Origin of the sequence: Enterobacter sp. AN-K1, from assembly GCF_020971765.1 — a bacterium.
GTDB classification, from domain to species: Bacteria; Pseudomonadota; Gammaproteobacteria; order Enterobacterales; family Enterobacteriaceae; genus Enterobacter; species Enterobacter hormaechei_C.
Genome location: NZ_CP087390.1, coordinates 941,185 through 962,763 on the forward strand (window position 1 = coordinate 941,185; position 21,579 = coordinate 962,763).

21 protein-coding genes are annotated in these 21,579 nt (G+C 55.7%); 6 read left to right on the forward strand and 15 right to left on the reverse strand.

Translation table 11 applies throughout. The features are described 5' to 3' along the window. Nucleotide 1: 1 nt before the first annotated feature. The 7 genes from hscA to trmJ all read right to left on the reverse strand — a co-directional run bounded on the left by hscA (nucleotide 2) and on the right by trmJ (nucleotide 5,992). The gene (gene hscA / locus LOC22_RS04425) at nucleotides 2-1,852 is read right to left on the reverse strand and encodes a Fe-S protein assembly chaperone HscA (RefSeq protein WP_230239396.1); all 1,851 of its coding nucleotides are present in this window, start codon (nucleotides 1,850-1,852) and stop codon (nucleotides 2-4) included. A 14-nt stretch (nucleotides 1,853-1,866) separates the two neighbouring features. Further along, nucleotides 1,867-2,382 (reverse strand): co-chaperone HscB, encoded by a 516-nt coding sequence (hscB, locus tag LOC22_RS04430; RefSeq protein ID WP_230239397.1) that lies wholly within the window; start codon nucleotides 2,380-2,382, stop codon nucleotides 1,867-1,869. A gap of 76 nt (nucleotides 2,383-2,458) precedes the next feature. Beyond that, the gene (iscA, locus tag LOC22_RS04435) at nucleotides 2,459-2,782 is read right to left on the reverse strand and encodes an iron-sulfur cluster assembly protein IscA (protein ID WP_003860659.1); all 324 of its coding nucleotides are present in this window, start codon (nucleotides 2,780-2,782) and stop codon (nucleotides 2,459-2,461) included. Nucleotides 2,783-2,795: 13 nt separating this feature from the next. Then, the gene (gene iscU / locus LOC22_RS04440; RefSeq protein WP_003860661.1) at nucleotides 2,796-3,182 is read right to left on the reverse strand and encodes a Fe-S cluster assembly scaffold IscU; all 387 of its coding nucleotides are present in this window, start codon (nucleotides 3,180-3,182) and stop codon (nucleotides 2,796-2,798) included. 24 nt (nucleotides 3,183-3,206) lie between these two features. Next, nucleotides 3,207-4,421 carry a cysteine desulfurase gene (gene iscS, locus LOC22_RS04445; RefSeq protein ID WP_003860663.1) on the reverse strand — a complete coding sequence of 405 codons (1,215 nt, stop codon included), beginning with the start codon at nucleotides 4,419-4,421 and terminating at the stop codon, nucleotides 3,207-3,209. A gap of 117 nt (nucleotides 4,422-4,538) precedes the next feature. Further along, the gene (gene iscR / locus LOC22_RS04450; RefSeq protein WP_022649018.1) at nucleotides 4,539-5,030 is read right to left on the reverse strand and encodes a Fe-S cluster assembly transcriptional regulator IscR; all 492 of its coding nucleotides are present in this window, start codon (nucleotides 5,028-5,030) and stop codon (nucleotides 4,539-4,541) included. 236 nt (nucleotides 5,031-5,266) lie between these two features. Continuing rightward, entirely contained in the window at nucleotides 5,267-5,992 is a 726-nt protein-coding gene (trmJ, locus tag LOC22_RS04455) for a tRNA (cytosine(32)/uridine(32)-2'-O)-methyltransferase TrmJ (RefSeq protein WP_015572157.1), read from the reverse strand. A 132-nt stretch (nucleotides 5,993-6,124) separates the two neighbouring features. On the opposite strand from trmJ, the gene suhB reads away from it, so the two are divergent. From suhB to LOC22_RS04470, 3 genes are all read left to right on the forward strand, one after another. Then, a complete protein-coding gene (gene suhB / locus LOC22_RS04460; protein WP_003860668.1) occupies nucleotides 6,125-6,928 on the forward strand; it encodes an inositol-1-monophosphatase in 804 nt (267 codons plus the stop codon). Nucleotides 6,929-7,137: 209 nt separating this feature from the next. After that, nucleotides 7,138-9,123: a type VI secretion system tube protein TssD gene (gene tssD / locus LOC22_RS04465; RefSeq protein ID WP_063931636.1), complete on the forward strand. Its 1,986-nt coding sequence runs from the start codon at nucleotides 7,138-7,140 to the stop codon at nucleotides 9,121-9,123. Next, nucleotides 9,120-9,803, forward strand: a complete 684-nt coding sequence (locus LOC22_RS04470) for a DUF2931 family protein (protein ID WP_063931637.1) — start codon at nucleotides 9,120-9,122, stop codon at nucleotides 9,801-9,803. Before tssD ends, LOC22_RS04470 begins: the two co-directional genes overlap by 4 nt. A gap of 46 nt (nucleotides 9,804-9,849) precedes the next feature. On the opposite strand, the gene LOC22_RS04475 is transcribed toward LOC22_RS04470, so the two are convergent. Together LOC22_RS04475 and LOC22_RS04480 are read right to left on the reverse strand one after the other, a co-directional pair. Next, a complete protein-coding gene (locus LOC22_RS04475) occupies nucleotides 9,850-10,830 on the reverse strand; it encodes a nickel/cobalt transporter (RefSeq protein ID WP_023295154.1) in 981 nt (326 codons plus the stop codon). After that, the gene (locus LOC22_RS04480) at nucleotides 10,821-11,459 is read right to left on the reverse strand and encodes a DUF1007 family protein (RefSeq protein ID WP_230239398.1); all 639 of its coding nucleotides are present in this window, start codon (nucleotides 11,457-11,459) and stop codon (nucleotides 10,821-10,823) included. The genes LOC22_RS04475 and LOC22_RS04480 overlap by 10 nt, the downstream gene beginning before the upstream one ends. Nucleotides 11,460-11,584: 125 nt before the next feature. Between LOC22_RS04480 and csiE the strand changes: the two genes are divergently transcribed. Then, nucleotides 11,585-12,862, forward strand: coding sequence for a stationary phase inducible protein CsiE (gene csiE / locus LOC22_RS04485; protein ID WP_032649100.1), 1,278 nt, complete (start codon nucleotides 11,585-11,587; stop codon nucleotides 12,860-12,862). Here the strand turns inward: csiE and LOC22_RS04490 are convergent, their stop codons facing one another. Beyond that, nucleotides 12,863-14,002, reverse strand: a complete 1,140-nt coding sequence (locus LOC22_RS04490) for a 3-phenylpropionate MFS transporter (protein ID WP_230239399.1) — start codon at nucleotides 14,000-14,002, stop codon at nucleotides 12,863-12,865. A 172-nt stretch (nucleotides 14,003-14,174) separates the two neighbouring features. Between LOC22_RS04490 and LOC22_RS04495 the strand changes: the two genes are divergently transcribed. Then, a complete protein-coding gene (locus LOC22_RS04495) occupies nucleotides 14,175-14,597 on the forward strand; it encodes a DoxX family protein (RefSeq protein ID WP_090279042.1) in 423 nt (140 codons plus the stop codon). 52 nt (nucleotides 14,598-14,649) lie between these two features. Here LOC22_RS04495 and glyA read toward each other — a convergent pair whose 3' ends face one another. After that, entirely contained in the window at nucleotides 14,650-15,903 is a 1,254-nt protein-coding gene (gene glyA / locus LOC22_RS04500) for a serine hydroxymethyltransferase (protein ID WP_003860678.1), read from the reverse strand. Nucleotides 15,904-16,207: 304 nt separating this feature from the next. Here glyA and hmpA point away from each other — a divergent pair, with 304 nt between their 5' ends. Continuing rightward, nucleotides 16,208-17,398: an NO-inducible flavohemoprotein gene (gene hmpA / locus LOC22_RS04505; protein WP_017383546.1), complete on the forward strand. Its 1,191-nt coding sequence runs from the start codon at nucleotides 16,208-16,210 to the stop codon at nucleotides 17,396-17,398. 80 nt (nucleotides 17,399-17,478) lie between these two features. Here the strand turns inward: hmpA and glnB are convergent, their stop codons facing one another. The 4 genes from glnB to qseE all read right to left on the reverse strand — a co-directional run bounded on the left by glnB (nucleotide 17,479) and on the right by qseE (nucleotide 21,414). Then, on the reverse strand, nucleotides 17,479-17,817 hold the full coding sequence (gene glnB / locus LOC22_RS04510; RefSeq protein ID WP_003860685.1) for a nitrogen regulatory protein P-II: 339 nt from the start codon (nucleotides 17,815-17,817) through the stop codon (nucleotides 17,479-17,481). 80 nt (nucleotides 17,818-17,897) lie between these two features. Beyond that, entirely contained in the window at nucleotides 17,898-19,235 is a 1,338-nt protein-coding gene (gene glrR / locus LOC22_RS04515; RefSeq protein ID WP_015572150.1) for a two-component system response regulator GlrR, read from the reverse strand. Beyond that, nucleotides 19,232-19,984: a two-component system QseEF-associated lipoprotein QseG gene (qseG, locus tag LOC22_RS04520; RefSeq protein WP_015572149.1), complete on the reverse strand. Its 753-nt coding sequence runs from the start codon at nucleotides 19,982-19,984 to the stop codon at nucleotides 19,232-19,234. Before qseG ends, glrR begins: the two co-directional genes overlap by 4 nt. Beyond that, nucleotides 19,981-21,414, reverse strand: a complete 1,434-nt coding sequence (qseE, locus tag LOC22_RS04525; protein WP_003860691.1) for a two component system sensor histidine kinase QseE/GlrK — start codon at nucleotides 21,412-21,414, stop codon at nucleotides 19,981-19,983. The genes qseG and qseE overlap by 4 nt, the downstream gene beginning before the upstream one ends. Nucleotides 21,415-21,579 lie beyond the last annotated feature (165 nt).

Consider the following 21,579-nt stretch of genomic DNA (forward strand, 5'->3'; position numbering starts at 1 on the left):
ATTAAACCTCGTCCACGGACTGGCCTTTCAGCGCGACGCGGACAGATTTGTCCATGCGGCGAGCAGCGAAGTCCTGGGTTTGTTTATCAACGTTTTTAATGGCTTCTTCTATTGCGTCAGCGTCATTGCCTTCGGCGACTGCGCTTAAGCGCGCGGCAGCGTCGTCAATCATCTGGCGCTCAGCGGCGCTTAACAGCGCGGCATCGGCAGCGAGTGCGCCGTTCAGGCTTTCCAGCACGCGTGCGGCTTCCACTTTTTGTTCGGCCAGCATACGCGCCTTCACATCCTGCTCGGCGTAGCTCATTGAGTCCTGAATCATGGAGGCGATTTCGCCATCGGTCAGGCCGTAGGACGGCTTCACCTGGATGGACGATTCCACGCCGGTCGATTTTTCCATCGCCGTGACGCTCAGCAGGCCGTCCGCATCCACCTGGAAGGTGACGCGAATATGCGCCCCGCCCGCTGGCAACGCCGGAATTCCGCGCAGCGCAAAGCGCGCCAGAGAGCGGCAGTCCTGCACCAGCTCGCGCTCGCCCTGCATCACGTGGATGGACATCGCGGTCTGGCCGTCTTTGAAGGTAGTAAACTCCTGCGCGCGCGCCACCGGAATGGTGGTGTTACGCGGAATGACTTTCTCCACCAGGCCGCCCATGGTTTCTAAACCCAGAGACAGCGGGATGACGTCCAGCAGCAGCATTTCGCTGTCCGGCTTGTTGCCGACCAGGATATCGGCCTGGATAGCGGCGCCCACGGCAACCACTTTGTCCGGGTCGATAGAGGTCAGCGGCGTGCGGCCAAAGAATTCGCCCACGCGCTCGCGCACCAGCGGCACGCGGGTTGAGCCGCCAACCATGACCACTTCCAGCACCTCGCTGGCCTCCACGCCCGCATCTTTCAATGCGCGACGGCAGGCCAGCAGGGTACGCTTAACCAGAGGCGCAATCAGTTCGCTGAACTGATTGCGGGTGATCTCACCCTGCCAGCCCGCAACGTTAACCGTGACCGACTGCGCGTCGCTCAGGGCAATTTTGGCGTCGATGGCCGCATCCAGCAGTTCACGCTGTACGCGCGCATCGCTGCGATCGCTGATGCCCGCCTGCTCGCGGATGTAGTCTGCCAGCAGATGGTCGAAGTCATCGCCGCCGAGCGCGGAATCCCCGCCGGTCGCCAGCACTTCGAACACGCCGCGGCTCAGGCGCAGGATTGAAATATCAAACGTCCCGCCGCCGAGATCGTAAACCGCAATCACCCCTTCCTGACCGGAATCGAGGCCGTAGGCAATGGCCGCCGCCGTCGGTTCGTTCAGCAGACGCAGCACATGCAGGCCCGCCAGACGCGCGGCGTCTTTGGTGCCCTGACGCTGTGCATCGTCGAAGTAGGCCGGAACGGTGATTACCACGCCGTCGAGATCGCCGCCGAGCGTCGCCGTGGCGCGCGCCGCCAGCGCTTTGAGGATGTCAGCGGAAATGCGAATCGGGTTCAGCAGACCGGCAGACGTTGCGATCATCGGCAGGCCGTTTTCGCTGGCCTGAAGCTGATACGGCAGATGCGGGTAACGGGTCTGGATATCAGCCAGCGAGCGGCCCATCATGCGCTTAACCGAGCTGATGGTATTGGCCGGATCGCGCGCGGCGTTAGCGCGGGCATCAAACCCGACCGCGTGACCCTGCTGCGGGTAGTGGACCACGGAAGGCAGCAGATGGCGCCCCTGCTCGTCAGCCAGCGTTTCCGCCTGGCCGCTACGCACGGTCGCCACGAGAGAATTGGTGGTGCCCAGATCAATACCTACCGCCAGACGACGCTGGTGCGGTGCGGCGCTTAAGCCAGGCTCACTAATTTGTAATAAGGCCATAATTGCTTCCGAAATTAAAAATCGAGCAGCTTTTCTTCGAGTTGTTCAGCACTGCTTCGCAGTTTATCGAGAAAACGGAGTTTGCGCACAGTGTCTGCCGCCACGTCCCAGGTCTCGTTGTTCAGTTGCTCCACCATCTGCTGATGGCGGGTATCGAACATGCCCTTTACGCGCGTGATAAAGCTTTCCAGACGCGCTTCGTCTTTAGCCTGTTCAATTTTATCCAGCTCTTCGCGAAGCTCCAGCTGTTCCATCAGAAAGGCGGTGTCGCGCACGGTATGCTGTTCGCTCGCCAGATCGAAACCGTGGAGCGAGAGCAGATATTCTGCACGCGCCAGCGGATGACGCAGCGTTTGCCAGGCCTGGTTGATGGTTGCGGAGTATGATACCGCGGCCAGCTGCTCTGCCTGCGTCCCGCTGGCGAATTTATCCGGATGGTACTGACGCTGTAGATCCTGAAAACGGACCGTCAGCGCCTGGAGATCGATCGGGTATTGAGCGGGTAGTCCGAAGAGAGTGAAGTAATCCATAACAATCTCAGGGGTAGCCTGTTAGAACAAACCCCACGCGTAGCAAAGCCACGGTGGGGTTTCGGATGACGCGCGGTTAAACGTGGAAGCTTTCGCCGCAACCACACTCGTCTTTAACGTTCGGGTTCGTGAATTTGAACCCTTCGTTCAGGCCTTCTTTTACGAAGTCCAGCTGAGTGCCGTTGAGGAATTGCAGGCTTTTGCCATCGACCACCACCTTCACGCCTTTGTCTTCAAACACGGTGTCATCAGACGCCGGTTCGTCAACAAACTCCAGTACGTAAGCCATACCAGAACAGCCGGAGGTACGTACGCCCAGTCGCAGGCCAAAGCCTTTACCACGGTTCGCCAGAAAAGAGCTTACTCGCGCGGCAGCGCTGTCGCTAAGGGTAATCGACATACTCAAACCTCAATTATTTTGCTTCACGTTTGCTTTTGTAATCCGCAATGGCGGCTTTGATCGCGTCTTCTGCCAGAATTGAGCAGTGAATTTTCACCGGCGGCAGTTCGAGTTCTTCAGCAATATCCGTGTTCTTGATTGCCTGTGCTTCGTCCAGAGACTTGCCCTTCACCCATTCAGTGACCAGGGAGCTGGAGGCGATAGCAGAACCGCAGCCGTAGGTCTTGAAGCGCGCGTCTTCAATGATACCTTCATTGTTGACTTTAATCTGCAACTTCATCACGTCGCCACACGCTGGCGCGCCAACCATGCCGCTACCGACAGATTCATCGCTGTTGTCAAAAGAGCCAACGTTGCGCGGGTTTTCGTAATGATCGATAACTTTTTCGCTGTATGCCATGATTGAATTCTCCTTATGTACCGATTAGTGATGTGACCATTCAATGCTGTTCAGATCCACGCCCTGCTTGAACATTTCCCACAGTGGAGAAAGGTCGCGCAGACGGCCGATGGAGTTACGAACCAGCTTGATGGTGTAGTCAATCTCTTCTTCGGTAGTAAAACGACCTAAAGAGAAGCGGATAGAGCTGTGTGCCAGCTCGTCAGTCATGCCCAGCGCACGCAGCACGTAGGATGGCTCCAGGCTTGCAGACGTACAGGCAGAACCGGAAGAAACGGCCAGGTCTTTCAGCGCCATGATCAGCGATTCGCCTTCAACATAGTTGAAGCTGACGTTGAGGATGTTTGGCGCGCCCTGCTCAAGATCGCCGTTCAGATACACTTCTTCCATATCCTTCACGCCGTCCCACAGACGGTTACGCAGCGTACGCAGGCGTGCCATCTCGGTTTCCATCTCTTCTTTCGCGATGCGATACGCTTCGCCCATGCCCACGATCTGGTGAACAGGCAGCGTACCGGAACGCATGCCGCGCTCGTGACCGCCGCCGTGCATCTGTGCTTCGATGCGGATACGTGGCTTACGACGAACGTACAGCGCGCCAATACCTTTCGGACCATAAATTTTGTGACCGGAGAAGGACATCAGGTCCACTTTCAGCTGGCTCAGGTCGATAGGCAGTTTGCCCACGCTCTGGGTCGCATCCACGTGGTAGATGATGCCGCGCGCACGGCACATTTCGCCGATGGTTGCGATGTCCTGAACAACGCCGATTTCGTTGTTAACGTGCATGATGGAAACCAGAATGGTGTCATCGCGCATCGCCGCTTCGAGCTCTTTCAGGTCGATGATCCCGTTGCTCTGCGGCGCCAGGTAAGTCACTTCGAACCCTTCACGCTCCAGCTGACGGCAGGTGTCCAGCACGGCTTTGTGTTCGGTTTTGCTGGTGATGATGTGCTTGCCTTTTTTCTGATAAAAGTTGGCTGCACCTTTGATCGCCAGGTTGTCGGATTCGGTCGCACCGGAGGTGAAAACAATTTCACGCGGGTCGGCACCGACCAGGTCAGCAATCTGATTACGGGCGATATCAACCGCCTCTTCAGCATGCCAGCCAAAACGGTGTGAACGGGAAGCTGGGTTACCAAAGTTTCCGTCCAGGGTCAGACACTGCATCATTTTCTCGGCAACACGCGGGTCCACCGGCGTGGTTGCGGAGTAATCGAGATAAATCGGTAATTTCATTGCTCTATAAACTCCGTACATCGCTTCAATGCAAGGAATCAGGCAACCGGCTGGATGTACGACCGAGTACGCGGGGTGTGACCACCCCGGCCTGATTCTGAATACTTATCTTTTTAATTACGCGCGCAGTTTAACGTCGATGGCGTCCTGCGAACGGGTGCTGCGCTGTGAATCCTGACTATGCTGACGACCAGAGACATCCAGAACTTCCTGGTTATTAACCAGTTCACCCAGGGTGATGTTATTCAGGAAGCCGGTCAGACGGTCGCTCAGATCGCGCCACAGCGCGTGGGTCAGGCACTTATCGCCGCCCTGGCAGCCGCCTTTACCCTGGCAACGGGTCGCGTCGACGGATTCGTCAACGGCGCTAATCACTTCGCCAACCGCAATACTGCCTGCGTCTTTACCCAGCAGATAACCGCCGCCCGGGCCACGAACGCTGGACACCAGTCCATTTTTACGCAGTCTGGAGAACAGCTGTTCCAGGTAAGAGAGGGAGATCCCTTGTCGTTCAGAAATATCAGCCAACGGAACCGGGCCCGCTTCGGAGTTGAGCGCAACGTCCAGCATCGCGGTCACGGCATAACGCCCTTTAGATGTCAGTCTCATGTCTTACTTAACCTCAAACTCGCCCCTGCCCGGGGTTTTTTATTGTAAAATGGGGGTATTGCATAGCAGGGCCAAGTCTGACATTCCTGACTAAATTGGTCAACTATTTACTTGACTGTTTTAGTCAGGTATTTAACCTTCTGTGCCGTATTTTTTGCCCGGCGGCGCTGCGCTTGCACGGGCCTACGGGCTTTGTAGGCCGGGTAAGCGCAGCGCCACCCGGCGAACACACTGCACTACTCTTTATTCTTCTGCTCAATCGACGCCAGAATCCCCCGCAGGATGTTCAGCTCCTGGCTTTCTGGACGCGCGCGGGTGAACATACGGCGCAGCTTGTTCATCACCTGGCCCGGGTGGCCTTCACGGATAAAGCCGGTTGAGAGCAGCGTCTGCTCCAGATGACCGTAGAAGCGCTCGAGGTCGTCCACCAGCGGGTAGGCCGTCTCTTCTTTAGGTTCGACCGGTTTCTCCTGCGTCGCCAGCCATGCCATGCGCACTTCATAGGCAATCACCTGCACCGCCATCGCCAGATTCAGCGAGCTGTATTCCGGGTTGGCGGCAATCGCCACGTGATAGTGGCACTTCTGTAATTCCTCGTTGGTCAGGCCAACGCGTTCACGGCCAAACACCAGTGCAACCGGCGCCTGTTCCGCTTCTGAGATGCTTTTCAGGCCGCATTCGCGCGGGTCCAGCATCGGCCAGGGCAGCGTACGGGAGCGCGCGCTGGTTCCCACCACCAGGCTGCAACCGGCCAGGGCTTCATCCAGGGTGTCCACGATCTGCGCATTCCCGATCACGTCGCTGGCGCCGGCCGCCAGAGCAATAGCCTGAGAGTCTGGTTTCACCAGCGGATTCACCAGCCACAGGTTCGTTAAGCCCATGGTTTTCATAGCGCGGGCCACAGAGCCCATGTTGCCGGTGTGCGATGTTTCGACCAGCACGATTCGAATGTTTTGCAGCATAATTTTTAGATGTCTGGATTCAGTGTCTGAAGAATATTCGGGCATATTATCATAAACGAGAGACATAATCCGATCCCGCTGCTATACTCTGCGCCGATTTTCCTGTTCTTTAACATCCAGTGAGAGAGACCGATGCATCCGATGCTGACCATCGCCGTGCGCGCAGCGCGCAAGGCGGGTAATGTAATTGCCAAACACTACGAAACCCCAGACTCCGTAGAAACCAGCCAGAAAGGCAGCAATGATTTCGTGACGAACGTCGATAAAGCCGCAGAAGCGATTATTATCGAAACGATCCGCAAATCTTACCCGCAGCACACCATCATCACCGAAGAAAGCGGTGAACATGAAGGTACCGATCAGGATGTTCAATGGGTTATCGATCCACTGGATGGCACCACCAACTTCGTCAAACGCCTGCCACACTTCTCTGTGTCTATCGCAGTACGCATCAAAGGCCGTACTGAAGTCGCCGTTGTTTACGATCCAATGCGTAACGAACTGTTCACCGCGACCCGCGGTCAGGGCGCGCAGCTGAACGGCTACCGTCTGCGTTGCAGCAATGCACGCGATCTGGACGGCACGATTCTGGCGACCGGCTTCCCGTTCAAGGCGAAGCAGCACGCAACCACTTATATGAATATCCTGGGCAAGCTGTTCACCGAATGCGCGGACTTCCGTCGCACCGGCTCTGCTGCACTGGATCTGGCCTACGTCGCGACCGGCCGCGTTGACGGTTACTTTGAGCTGTCTCTGAAGCCGTGGGACTTCGCGGCGGGCGAGCTGATCGCTCGTGAAGCAGGTGCGATTGTTTGCGACTTCACCGGCGGCCATAACTATATGTCTACCGGCAACATCGTTGCAGGTAACCCGCGCGTTGTTAAAGCCATGCTGGCAAACATGCGTGATGAACTGAGCGATGCGCTGAAGCGTTAATCCCGGTAACTGCACTCAGCGGTTATTTCCCCAATGCTGTCTGTTTTTATAAATCCCCGATATTCATCATCGGGGATTTTTTATTAGTCGTTCCTGTTACGCCTAAATAATCATCAGTATTTACTCTGTAATTTGATTTATAGCAGATTGCCTTTTCGTTTTTATCATTACGATACTTCCTGACTAAACGCCTCACTCAGGAAAAATAAATGAGCAACCTTATTTATTTAACGCTTGAGGGCAATATTCAGGGAAAGATTTCTGCTGGCTGTGGTTCTCAGGCTTCAGTCGGCAACCGCTATCAGCTGGGACATGAAGATGAAATCTTTGTTTTCAGCCTGATGCAGGAAGCGGGCGGTACCGGTGGCCGGCTTCATCATCGCGGACTACAATTCTGTAAGCTCCTGGATAAAAGCTCTCCGTTAATCAGTAACGCTATTAATAATAATGAACGTCTTAAGCTTACCTTTGATATTTACCGCACTAATCGATACGGTCAAATGGAGAAGTATTATCTTATCGAATTACGTGGTGCATCAATACGGTCCATTCAGCTGCATTCAAAAATGAATGATATGGACTATGAATATATCTCGGTGGATTATGATTATATTCTGAGTCGCCATCTTATTGCCGGTACCGAATTTGATTATCTGCTGACGCCTGAAAATTACAGCCGTCTTTTTCCGATGTTGCAGAAGACTATCCTCCCCGAAGAGCAGCCTGAACGGAGAGTGACGTTGGTGCTGGGGATATTCTTTGATGGCACCGGTAATAACGCGGTAAACACCCGGAACATGCTTGAGGCCCTTACGGCGCAGCACTTTGATATTAACAGCCCGGATGCGGCAACCATTCTCGCCAGAAATGCATCGGAGAAGATGGGAATTAGTGGGATCGGGGCGGGGAGCTATCTAGGGTATTACACGAATATTCATCGTCTGAATGAGTTGTATGAACGTAACTTCCCGCCAGACGGTAATTATATTCAAGGTGGTGTTTATGTTGAGGGCATTGGTACCCGGGCGGGCGAACCTGATAATCCGATAGGGCTTGGATTAGGTACAGCAGAGACTGGTATTGTAGCCAAAACTGACGATGCGGTAGCGCAGCTGGCGACAGCCATAGATGCAGCACTTGGTTTACTGAAAGGGAAGTTTGTTGTCGATACCCTGCTGTTTGATATCTTCGGCTTCAGCCGCGGCGCTGCGGCGGCTCGCCACTTCGCCAACCGTGTCCAGGCGGAAGACCAGTCCATTATCAGCGCCATTTCAACGGGCATGGTTAAAATTAGCTTCCGCGGTGCTCCGGCAGGCAGAAACCGTTTTCTCGGCATTATGGACACCGTAGCGGCCGTCGGCACGGTAATGAATGGTCTCAATCCGCACAGCGCCAATACCGGCAATGTCAACACTCGCCTGCGTCCCGGCGTGGCGGAAAAAGTATTTCACATCACCGCCCAACACGAATGCCGCTATAACTTCGCCCTCAACAGCATTGCTCCCGCCTGGCCGGAACTCATACTTCCCGGCGCCCATTCTGATATCGGCGGCGGCTATCTGCCCCAGTTGCGGGAAGACCTCTTCCTTACCCGTCCGCTGGTGGAAACCCTGCCTCACAACCAGCCCGGCACACAGTCGCACGTTTACCGGCAGACGATGGCGCAGCTAGGCGTGCTGGAGCATTCACCCGCCATCATGCCCGTCATTCGAACCAATGCCATCACCCCGGACGTCTGGGAAGATGATTTCGCCCCGCCTGACCGCTACAGCCAGCCGCAGAAGCGCGCGTTTGCCGCTCTGACGCTACGCCACCGGACGGTCCTTTTTGACTGGTCAAAGGTGGCGCTGCGGGTCATGGTCGATGCGGCAGTGGAGGCAGGAGCGCTATTTGCTGACGTAGACAATATCAAAACACACGCCTTACCTGATGAGCTAAAGCCGTTGTCTGACCGCGCCCGAGAAATGGGGAAAGCGGCCCGTCAGCACAGAAGCGTAACCGGCTTTACACCTGATGAGGTGGACATAATTGCCCGGAAATATATCCACTGCTCAGCCCACTGGAACGCCGTGGAGCTTAAACAGTCCGGTGAATTACAGGGTGGCGCCTCAGCCTCCGAAACCATCGGCTTTGTCAACCGGCCGGATGAAAACTGGATCAGAACGATTTACGACATGGATGGAAACAAACGATGAAAAAACGCAACGTGCTGGCGCTTGCCCTGCTGCTTACAGCTGCAGGCTGCAGCCCACAAAAATCTCACCCTTTACAGTCAAAACAAGCCGCCAGCGGTGACTGGACGCTGCCTTATGATGAATGGACTTTTACCTTCATCACGCCAAGAAAATTACCATCTATGGTAAATCACGCCAGAGTCATCGACACGGATGGTTATCTGTATACGTTCAATACCCTCGATCCGACTTCATGGGACCCTGCCTCTGTTGATAAATGGCCTGAAAATGCGCACGGTTTTTACGCGAACTTCAATAAAGTTAAAAAACCCCCGCAGTACATTGTCTTCTGCTGGGAATCCTATATTGACCAGCAAACCTACGAAACCAGCGCCGTCTTCGGCCCGGACACCTGGCTGCGAATGAAAACACCGGCAGATCATATCAGTCCCACGGGCAGAACTGTCTGGTACAACAGAATGGTATTTGGCCTCTCCCCCGGAGGAAAAGTCAAAATCTGGTTTTCAGATGTCGCCGGACGCCCCAGCCTGCCCGTCAAACCGCTGAAACTGACGACCCGCTCCGGCAAGGACCTTACCCTGTGCAAAGGCTACGTCGTTCCCGGCGGTACGTTTAACGTCATCCAGTCAACGCAGGATTTCATCAAAGGCAAAACTTACCCTTACGGGAACTGGGATTAACAATAAGCGACAGACCTGTGGTTATGGGGGATCAGACCGTACGTCGCTAAAACGGCCGCAACCCCCTACCCACCGGCACCGCGCTCATCCACATTGTCACCGCAGCCACCAGCAGAATCACCCCGCCCGCCAGCGCCAGAGTCGTCCAGCCAACCTGTCGCCACAATACCGGCGTTTTATTGCCGCTGAGTTTTACCGCCAGCTGACGGAAGCTGTGCACCAGCAGGGCTAACGAAGAGATCGTCAGAGACGTTCCCGCCGCCATCGCCAGCGCCGAGAGCATGCCCCAGCCAAATACGCCTGTCACTTTGCTGAACAACAGCACCATGATTGCGCCCGAGCATGGACGCATCCCCATTGAGAGAACAATCATCAGGCGCGCACGCCAGTCCTCACCGTTCTGTAATTGTTCCTGCGTCGGCAGATGCTGATGCCCGCACCCGCAGTTTTCATGGTGAACGTGATGCGGTGTAAAGGATTTGAATTTTGGTTTTCGCAGCAACGCGCGCAATTTTTTCAGCGCCCGCCAGCAGAGGATCAGCCCCAGCACGCCTACCAGCGCGTAACTCCCCTTCTCCAGCCAGAAGCTGCTCATATGCAGCTGGCGGGCCGGCAGCTGTAGCAGCGAAAGGACGACCACGACCAGCGCAATCGCCACACCGCCCTGAAGTAAAGAAGAAGCCAGCGTCAGGCCGATACTCGATTTCAGCTTCGACGGATGCGTGGCAAGCCAGGTCGTGATGACGATTTTGCCGTGCCCCGGTCCCAGGGCATGCAGCACGCCATAGATAAAGCTGAACGCCAGAAGAGCGCCGCCCGCTTTGGTCGGATTTTCCGCCACGGCTTTCAGCAGACCGCTCATCTGCTGATTAACTTCCCGCTGCCAGAGGATGCTTTTCATCATCACCTGCGGCCATGCCTGCCACAGCCAGAGCGCGCCGCCAACCGCTAACAACAAAAAGAGCGCCAGAGGCCAGAGGTGCAGCCAGCGACGCGGCTTACTGACGGGAGAGGAGATCACTGACATTGTAACGTCACCTCCTGCGCAAACTGTTTACCTAACTCCATGTCTTCGGGGGGCGCATCCTCTTTATCAAGAGAAACGGCAAAGTTCAGCATCTCTTCGCTGGGTTTCGGGGTGTGCACGGCAATTTTGCAGCTTTTTTGCAGCGCGTCCGGCAGCCGTACGTCGCTGTCATTGTCATAGCGCATATCGACATAGTAGGTTGGGTCAAACGTGGAAAACCTGTACTTCTGCCCGGCCAGCGGTTGAGGGTGCGCCAGCGGAAGGATAAAGGTCAGCACCGCCTGATGTCCGTCGCGGGTCATACCGTACACCGTGGGACGGTTGAGAAATTTCACCTTTTGTCCGTTGTGCCAGAACTCGGTGAAGTAGTGCTGACCCAGCACGTTGGCCATCACTTCCGCCGCCAGCTTTTTCCAGATCTCATCGCCGGGCTTTGCGTTTCCGGCATCGTACAGCAGGTCGGCGGAGGTGATTTCATCCATCGTCCAGCGCATTTTCAGGCCGCTGAGCTGCGTGCCGTCCGTCACCAGTTCGGTTTTCAGGCTGATAAAACTGTGAGGATGTGCGCTGGCGGCAAAAGTGAAAACCGCCAAAAATAACGCTACCGCGCTTTGTTTAACTATTTGCATCTGTTCCTCACGTCAAAAATTCTGTGATGTTCGCCAGCAATCCTGAGTGAAATGCCTGCCGGTGCGCTTTTCAGCGCCCATCCTTTAGCTATTCTTATCAAACATTCACACTGGATACCCGACAGATGATGACGACGCTTGAAATTCCATCTGTGCTTTCCAGTTCGCAGCGCCGCTGCCAGGTGCTTTTGATGCTTTACCTGCCCGATGCTGCCGTCACCGCACAGAGCATAATCGCTGCCAACGGCGTGGACGACGTCATGGCACGGCAAGATATAGCCGAGACGCGCGATGAAATCCAGCGCTATCATCGCCTTGATATCGTCACGCACCATGATGGCTGCTACCGAATTGAGGGTTCCGCCCTTAATCAACGTTTGTGCCTGCTGCACTGGCTGCGCAGGGCGCTTCGGCTCTGTCCACATTTTGTTGCCCAACAGTTTACCCCTGCCTTAAAAACCGCGCTTAAACAGCACGGCATTGCCCGCCCGCTTTATGACGATGCGAACCTTCGGGCGCTTATCAACTTTTGTGCGCGCAAGCTTCAGCGCCAGTTTGAGTCCCGCGACGTACAGTTTTTACAGCTTTATCTGCAATATTGTCTGATTCAGCATCATCTGGGCAATACGCCAGAGTTTTCGCCCGTTCAGCGCAGCTGGACGCAGTCCCGAGGGGAATACTTTACGGCGCAGGAAATTGTCCGCCACTGGAAACGGCGCGTCCCACAGGGAACGCACAGCGATGAACAGCTGTTCCTGGCCCTGCTGTTTATGATGCTTCGCACACCCGACCCGGTGATGGATAAACACCAGCAGGATCAGCGCCTGCGTCGCGCTATCGTGCGTATGATTGCCCGCTTCCGGGCGCAAACCGGGATGAACTTCAGCGATGAGCAAGGGCTGACCGATCAGCTTTATATTCATCTGGCTCAGGCGCTGGACCGCTCCTTATTTGACATCGGCATCGACAACAGTCTGCCGGAAGAGATCCACCGTTTATACCCCCGGCTGCTGCGCACCACTAAAGAGGCGCTGTTTGAGCTGGAAGCCGAATTTGGTCTGCGATTCTCCGGTGAAGAGATGGCTCTGGTGGCGGTGATTTTTGGTGCCTGGCTGATGCAGGAGACCGACCTGCATGAAAAACAGGTGGTCCTGTTAACGGGGGAAGATAAAGCCTGCGAAGCGTTAATTGAGCAGCAGCTTCGCGAGCTGACGCTGCTGCCGCTCAATATTCGTTATCTTAGCCTGGAGGCGTTTAAGAAGGAGGGCGCCCCCCGCGAGGCGGCGCTGGTCATTACGCCTTATCCAACCGCCCTGCCGCTGTTCTCGCCGCCGCTCATTCATGCCGTTGAGGCCCTGAACACGCAGCAGCAGGAACATATTCGCGTTATGCTCGAATCATAGTTACGAGCGAGCAGCCACCTTTGGGCGGATGACGATGGCAGGTAAAGCGACCAGCGCCATCACCCAGAACACACCGTGCCCCAGGTGCTGATAGAGGAAACCGGCAAATACGGTCATCACCGCAATACTGCCGCCCATCGCCACCGCTGAATAGACCGCCTGAAGACGGATAACGTCCCCACCCTCTCGCGCCGCAATGTAGCGCATCGCCGCCAGATGGCACACGGTGAAGGTTCCGCAGTGCAGAATTTGCGCCACAATCAGCCACGGCAGCTCCGTCGTCCAGCCCATGATGCCCCAGCGCACCACGCCGCAAACGGCGGAAAGCAGCAGCAGGTCACGCGCCCCGAAACGACGGAAAAGTTTTTGGCTCAGCGCGAAGATAATGACCTCCGCCACCACGCCGAGCGACCACAGGTAGCCTACCGCAGAAGCCGAGTAGCCCGCCCCCTGCCAGTAGATGGCGCTGAAGCCGTAATAGGCCGCATGTGCCCCCTGGAGCAGACAGACGCAGGCCAGGAAACGCCAGCTTTGCGCCACCAGCGAGCGCCAGGCGGGCCAGCCGGCGCTCTCCTGATGGCGGCTTTCGCCCTGCGGCATTACCGACGGACGCAGCAACATACCGAGCAGCATCGAGGCGATGCCGAGCGTTAACAGCGCCAGAATGGCACGATAGTCATAGAGGCTGACCAGTTTCCCGACCAGCGCAGAGCCGATCACGAAGGCAATCGATCCCCACAAGCGCACGCGGCCATAGTCCATGGTGATCTGCTTTTGCCAGGTGTTCGCCAGGGCATCCGTCAGCGGCACTAGCGGGGAGAAGAACAGATTAAAGCCAACCATTACCACCATCAGCCAGGCAAGCTGATGGCTGACCCAGAAGCAGGCCGCAAAGACCAGCGTCAGCAGGGCCAGAATTCGCACCGCTTTAATCAGTAAGGAGGGATCGCTGACGCGGGGCGCAATCAGCAGGCTACCCAGGAAACGTGCCACCAGCCCCGCGCCCAGCAGGATGCCAATGGTCTCAGGCGTCAGACCAATTCCCTTGAGCCAGACGCTCCAGAAAGGCAAAAAAATACCGTAACTAAAGAAATAGGTGAAATAGCTGAGCGCCAGCCAGCGCGTGGAATGCAAGACCATGAATCCCTCCCGAAATGGAGGCGATAGTCTGGCGTTAATCCCTGACTTTAGCAAGTCGTTAGCGCGCTACAAATTAACGATAAATTAACATCATGGACAGCCGGTCGGCGTATGGCGAGAGCGGCAAAATTGTATTACGTTTAAAGAACATCGCCTGAAGAGGTCGTTTGCCATGAACAGCTTACGTTATTTCGATTTCGGCTCCTCTCGTTCTTTCCTGCTTTTAATTGCCCGCATTGCTATTGTGGTCCTGTTTATTATTTTCGGTTATCCCAAGCTGACGGGGTTTAGCGGCACCGTTCAGTATATGACGTCGCTCGGCGCCCCCATGCCCATGCTGGCCGCCATTATTGCGGTGGTGATGGAAGTTCCCGCCGCGATTCTGATCGTGCTGGGCTTTTTCACCCGCCCCCTCGCGGTGATCTTTGTCTTCTATACGCTGGGAACGGCGGTGATTGGCCACCACTACTGGGATATGACGGGCGATGCGGTTCTGCCAAATATGATTAACTTCTACAAAAATGTGAGTATCGCTGGCGCCTTTATTTTGCTGGCGATTACCGGGCCGGGGGCCATCTCCCTTGACCGACGTTAGCCCATAAAAAAGGCCGCATGAGCGGCCTTTTTCAGTTTTGCGACGCAGAGAATTATGCGTAAACCGGGAAGCGTGCGCAGATATCCAGCACTTTACCTTTAACGCGCTCGATAACCGCGTCGTCATTGATGTTGTCCAGAACGTCACACATCCAGCCCGCCAGCTCTTTCACTTCCGCTTCTTTGAAACCGCGGCGAGTGACGGCCGGAGAACCAATACGGATACCGGAGGTCACGAACGGGCTCTTCGGATCGTTTGGCACGCTGTTTTTGTTCACGGTGATGTTGGCGCGGCCGAGGGCAGCGTCAGCTTCTTTACCGGTCAGGTTCTTATCAACCAGGTCCAGCAGGAACAGGTGGTTTTCAGTACCGCCAGACACCACTTTGTAGCCACGGTTCAGGAACACTTCCACCATCGCTTTGGCGTTTTTAGCAACCTGCTGCTGATAAACCTTGAACTCTGGCTCCATCGCTTCTTTCAGCGCGACGGCTTTCGCGGCGATAACGTGCATCAGCGGGCCGCCCTGGGCGCTTGGGAACACGGCGGAGTTCAGTTTTTTATACAGCTCTTCGTCACCGCCTTTCGCCAGGATCAGGCCACCGCGTGGACCTGCCAGGGTTTTGTGGGTGGTGGTGGTCACAACGTGCGCATGTGGAACCGGGTTCGGGTAAACGCCTGCCGCAATCAGACCGGCAACGTGCGCCATGTCGACGAACAGGTACGCGCCGATGCTGTCAGCGATTTCACGCATTTTTGCCCAGTCAACAATGCCGGAGTAAGCAGAGAAGCCACCGATGATCATCTTCGGCTTGTGCTCTTTGGCCTGCTTCGCCATGTCTTCGTAGTCAATTTTGCCGGACTCATCAATACCGTAAGGGATGATGTTGTACAGTTTGCCGGAGAAGTTAACCGGGGAGCCGTGAGTCAGGTGGCCGCCCTGCGCCAGGTTCATACCCAGAACGGTATCGCCCGGCTGCAACAGCGCGGTGTAAACAGCGAAGTTAGCCTGAGAGCCAGAGTGCGGCTGGACGTTCGCGTAGTCAGCGCCAAAGAGTTCTTTCGCACGGTCAATCGCCAGCTGCTCAACGATATCAACGTATTCGCAACCGCCGTAATAGCGCTTGCCCGGATAACCTTCAGCATATTTGTTGGTCAGCTGAGAGCCCTGCGCCTGCATCACGCGCGGGCTGGTGTAGTTTTCGGAGGCGATCAGTTCGATGTGCTCTTCCTGACGTACTTTTTCCTGCTCCATAGCCTGCCACAGTTCGGCATCATAATCGGCAATGTTCATTTCACGCTTTAACATCCGCATCTCCTGACTCAGCTAACAAGTAAATTTTTGGCCTGAAAAGGCAGTCCTGTTGGACGACGGGCAACAGTATAACTGAATAGTTCTGCGATAACAGGTCTTGACAAACGATTTTACGCAAACGTTTACCTGCACGCCACGCAAGGGTTTGAGCAATAAAGCTCTCGCCATTCTCAACGGATTTCTTTTCAGCTTTGTGATGCATATTTTTCACGATGCAAAGAACCATTTACATTGCAGGGGTATTTTTATAAGATGCATATAAAATACATCATTAAAGTAACATCAGAAGGAAGCTGCTATGCTCGACGCCCAAACCATCGCTACCGTGAAAGCCACAATCCCCCTGCTGGTTGAAACGGGTCCTAAACTGACCGCCCATTTCTACGATCGCATGTTCGCGCATAACCCGGAGCTCAAAGAGATTTTCAACATGAGCAACCAGCGTAACGGCGATCAGCGCGAAGCGCTGTTTAACGCTATTGCCGCCTATGCCAGCAACATCGAAAACCTGCCGGCTCTGCTGCCTGCGGTGGAAAAAATCGCCCAGAAGCACACCAGCTTCCAGATCAAACCTGAGCAGTACAACATCGTCGGCAGTCACCTGCTGGCAACACTGGACGAAATGTTCAGCCCGGGCCAGGAAGTGCTGGATGCCTGGGGTAAGGCCTATGGCGTGCTGGCAAACGTATTCATCAACCGTGAAGCGCAGATCTACAGCGAAAACGCCAGCAAGAATGGCGGCTGGGAAGGCACGCGCGCCTTCCGCATCGTCGAGAAAACCCCGCGCAGCGCACTGATCACCAGTTTTGAGTTTGAGCCAGTGGACGGTCAGCCGGTTGCCGATTACCAGCCGGGCCAGTATCTGGGCGTCTGGCTGAAGCCTGAAGGCTTCCCGCACCAGGAGATTCGCCAGTACTCCCTGACCCGCAAGCCAGACGGCAAAGGCTATCGCATTGCGGTTAAACGTGAGGAAGGCGGTCAGGTATCCAACTGGCTGCATAACGAAGCCAGCGTGGGCGACGTGGTCCATCTGGCGGCACCGGCGGGCGATTTCTTTATGGCCGTTGAAACGAATACCCCGGTGACGCTGATCTCCGCAGGCGTAGGTCAGACGCCAATGCTGGCGATGCTGGATACGCTGGCGAAAGCAAACCACAGCGCGCAGGTTAACTGGTTCCACGCGGCGGAGAACGGTGATGTGCACGCCTTTGCGGATGAAGTCAAAGCGCTTGGAGCGACCCTGCCGCGTTTCACCGCGCATACCTGGTATCGCCTGCCGACGGAGGCAGACCGCGCAGCGGCTCGTTTCGACAGCGAAGGCCTGATGAATTTAGGGCAGCATGAAGGGGCGTTCAGCGCACCGGGGATGCAGTTCTACGTTTGTGGGCCAGTAGCGTTTATGCAGTATGCCGCGAAGCAGCTGGTAGACCTGGGCGTGAATAAAGACAACATTCATTACGAATGTTTCGGCCCGCATAAAGTGCTGTAATCGCCCGGCGGCGCTGCGCTTGCACGGGCCTACGAAGGGTTTTTTAGGCCGGGTACGCGCAGCGCCACCCGGCAAGAATGTTAAATCGCCGCGTCGTCTTCTTCGCCGGTACGGATACGGATCACGCGCGCCACGTCAAAGACGAAGATTTTCCCGTCGCCAATTTTACCGGTCTGCGCCGTGCGGATGATGGTATCCACACAGGTATCGACGATATCATCGCTCACCACGATCTCGATTTTCACTTTCGGCAGAAAGTCCACCATGTACTCTGCGCCACGGTATAGCTCGGTGTGGCCCTTCTGACGACCAAAACCTTTCACTTCAGTTACGGTCATCCCGGTGATGCCTACTTCTGCCAGCGCTTCACGTACATCATCCAGTTTGAAAGGTTTAATAATCGCATCAATCTTTTTCATGGTGGGTCCTTAAACTCTTGCCAGTAAGCAGCCTCGTAATCGGTTGCTCACAGTATCATATTCAGGCGAATTTTGCGGTATTACTCTTTAAAATCGTTCGCTTCCAGCTCGTGGCGTGAGAGCAATTTATAAAACTCGGTACGGTTACGCCCGGCCATGCGCGCCGCGTGGGTCACGTTGCCTTTGGTGATTTGCAGCAGCTTACGCAGATAGTTCAGCTCGAACTGGTTTCGCGCTTCCGCAAACGTCGGTAAGGCCGTGTTTTCCCCCTCGAGCGCCTGCTCCACCAGCGCATCGCTGATCACCGGCGATGACGTCAGCGCCACGCACTGCTCAATCACGTTCACCAGCTGGCGTACGTTGCCCGGCCAGCTTGCGGTCATCAGGCGTTTCATCGCATCGGTGGAGAACGCGCGCACGAATGGTTTGTGGCGGTCAGCGGCCTGGCGCAAAAGGTGATTTGCCAGCAGCGGGATATCTTCCGCACGCTCGGCCAGCGCCGGGATTTTCAGGTTGACGACATTCAGTCGATAGTAAAGATCTTCACGGAACTCGTTGCGCGCCATCACCTTGGGTAAATCGCGATGGGTAGCGGAAATAATACGCACGTTGATATCGATATCGCGGTTGCTGCCAAGCGGACGCACTTTTCGCTCCTGCAACACGCGCAGCAGTTTGACCTGCAACGGCGCGGGCATATCGCCAATTTCATCAAGAAACAGCGTGCCCCCCTCAGCCGCCTGGAACAGCCCTTCACGGCTGCTCACCGCGCCGGTAAAGGCGCCGCGGGCATGGCCGAAGAGCTCAGACTCAAGCAGCTGTTCCGGCAGCGCGCCACAGTTGATGGCAATAAAGGCATTTTTACTGCGCGGGCTGGCGTTGTGGATCGCCTGGGCCAGGATCTCTTTCCCGGTCCCGCTCTGGCCGTTGATCAGCACGCTAACGTCGGATTGCGCCACCATCCGCGCCTGTTCCAGCAGGCGCAGCATCACAGGGCTACGCGTCACGATGGATTCACGCCAGGCGTCGTCGCCGGATGGCGCCGCATGCTCAAGGGCGCTGTCGATTGCTTTATAGAGAGCGTCTTTATCCACTGGTTTGGTGAGGAAGCTGAATACCCCCTGCTGCGTTGCGGCCACCGCATCAGGAATAGATCCGTGAGCGGTGAGGATAATCACCGGCATCCCGGGCTGCTGCTTCTGGATCTCCGTGAACAGTTGCAGGCCATCCATTTCATCCATGCGCAAATCGCTGATCACCAGATCGATTTTCTCGCGGCTGAGCACTTTCAGCCCCTCCTGCCCGCTTTCAGCGGTGACCACGCTGTAGCCTTCGCTGACCAGACGCATTCCCAGCAGCTTTAACAGCCCGGGATCGTCATCCACCAGTAACAGATGGGCAGGTTTACGGCTTGTCATGGCTTCACATCCTCTTGTTTCGGCGTCTCACTGTCTGGCGTCGTGGCAGAGTTGCCTTTCGACCCATCGGGCAGATAGCTGCCTGCCGGCTTACGCGTCGAGAGCTGTCTTTCGATATCGGTCAGATTTTCGAGCTTGCGGGTGGTGGTTTCCAGCTGCTCGCGCAGCGACTCCTGCTGCTGGCGAAGCGCATCAAGCTCGCTGTCGCTCGACTGCTGCAATTTGCTGTAGCGGAAACGCTCTTCAGACAGTTGTAATTGCAGGGTTTGTCCATCCCGCCAGAGCTGATAGACCGGGCGCACCTGCGGGGGAATATTGATCACGTAAGTATCCAGCCGCGTCACGTTGGCGCGGCGTTCGACAGGCGTGATTCTGGCATCCGCCATCACGATCCCACGTTTAAACGCGTCCTGCCAGGTATCGTCCACCAGCATCGCCGCCTGGGCACGGGCCTCGGCGGGCGCCAGCCGCTGGGCGCAGTCTATTCCGCGCAGCCAGAACAGCGGATTGGATTCAACATCACGCCCCGACAGGTTCCAGATATCATCGCAACGTGTTGAAAGGAAATCGGCCAGCTGTTTTTGCGGCCATTTATCTTCCTGTTTGTGGCTAATTGCACTTTTCGGCGCATGGGTTACACAGCCGGCCAGCAGTAAGCAGGGCAGGCTCAGGCGCACATTTTTGCTGGAAAACACCGCGCGCAGTGCGCGGTAAAAGACGTGTGACATACTCACCAGGTTGTTATTCATTTCATTGATTTTTCCGGCTCAAGAGGCAGTTCGATACGAAAACAGACATCGGCGCGTTCATCACTCACGATGTTAAGCTCACCCTGCATGCGTCGTATGCAGTCGCGGGCAATACTCAGCCCCAGACCACTTCCTTTTACCGCACCTTTTCGCTGATGACTCCCCTGGAAGAAGGGCTCAAAGATCATCGTTTTTTCATCATCCGGAATCGGGCTTCCCGTATTCGCTACGTCAATAAATACCCGCGAACCGTTGTTATTGCTTCTGATATAAATGGTACCGGATTCAGTACCATAGTGCACCGCATTGGAATAAAGATTATCCAGTACGCTCATCAACAGCATCGGCTCTGCCAGGCAGGAAGGCGCATTGAGATCCACCTGGGTATGCATCATTTTAGCTCTTGCTGGCAGGCTATGGGCGGAGATCACCATGTCCACCAACGGTTCAATCTCAACGCTTTCAAGCACCACAGCACCATCCGCCAGCTTGCGGTTATAGTCCAGCAGTTGTTCAATAAGTTTTTGTAAATTGCGGCTACTGGCATCCAGAATCGCCACGATCTCTTTTTGCTCAGGGGTTAACGGCCCCGCTACTTCGTCTGCCAGCAGCTCCGTGCCTTCACGCATACTGGCCAGCGGTGTTTTGAGTTCGTGTGAGATATGGCGCAGGAACTGATGACGCTGCGATTCCAGCCACGCCAGGCGTTCAGAAAGCCAGATGATACGCTGACCGACCGAGCGCAGCTCGCGCGGGCCTTTAAAAACAACCGTATCCCCGAGAGATTTGCCCTCCCCCAGGCGGTTAATCATCCGCTGGATCCCCTTTACGGGGCCGATGATCATGCGGGTAAAGAGCAGTACCAGCCCAAGGCTGACGAGGAACAGCACCAGCGCCTGCCAGCCGAAGAACTGGCCGCGCTCGGCAATCTCCTGCTGGAGTTGCTGCCCACGGGAAAAGATAACCGTACGGGTGGACTGCACCATCTCCGTATTGGCGTTCGCGAAGGCTTCAAGTCGGGCGGCGGCGGCGGCATCAGGACCGCTGTTTTTGCACTGGAGCTGCGCCAGATCGTTCAGATCCTGACGCAGCGCCTGATAGAGTTTGTCATCCGGCAAGACCCCGGCATGGGCATCCAGCATTTCGCTGTAGCGTTTACGCTGGTTCTGATAAACCCTCTCCAGCGTGCGGTCGTCCAGCACGCAATACTGGCGATAGCTACGCTCCATCTCCAGCGCGGCGTTGGTCATTGCCTCGCTACGGCGGGCATCAATAAGCGTGGTGCGGTTAGTCAGGGCCGCCTGGGCACTTAACGCATTCAGGCTTTGCCATGCCTGCCACGCCAGAACCAGTAAAGGTAGCAGGATCAGCAGGAAGGCCATCATAACGAGCTGTCGCAGGGAGCGAGGGAAAGCGGGCCAGCGTTTCAACACATTACTCTCATCATCCGGGTTTGAGGAGAGCGTAACTGAGTCTGCCCTTCAGATACAACAAAGCCGGGTAAAAACCCGGCTTTGTCATGGAATAAGGCGGTGCCTAACTCGACGTTTCGCCCTGGCCTGATAAAGCATTGCAATAATCAGTAGTTGGACGGC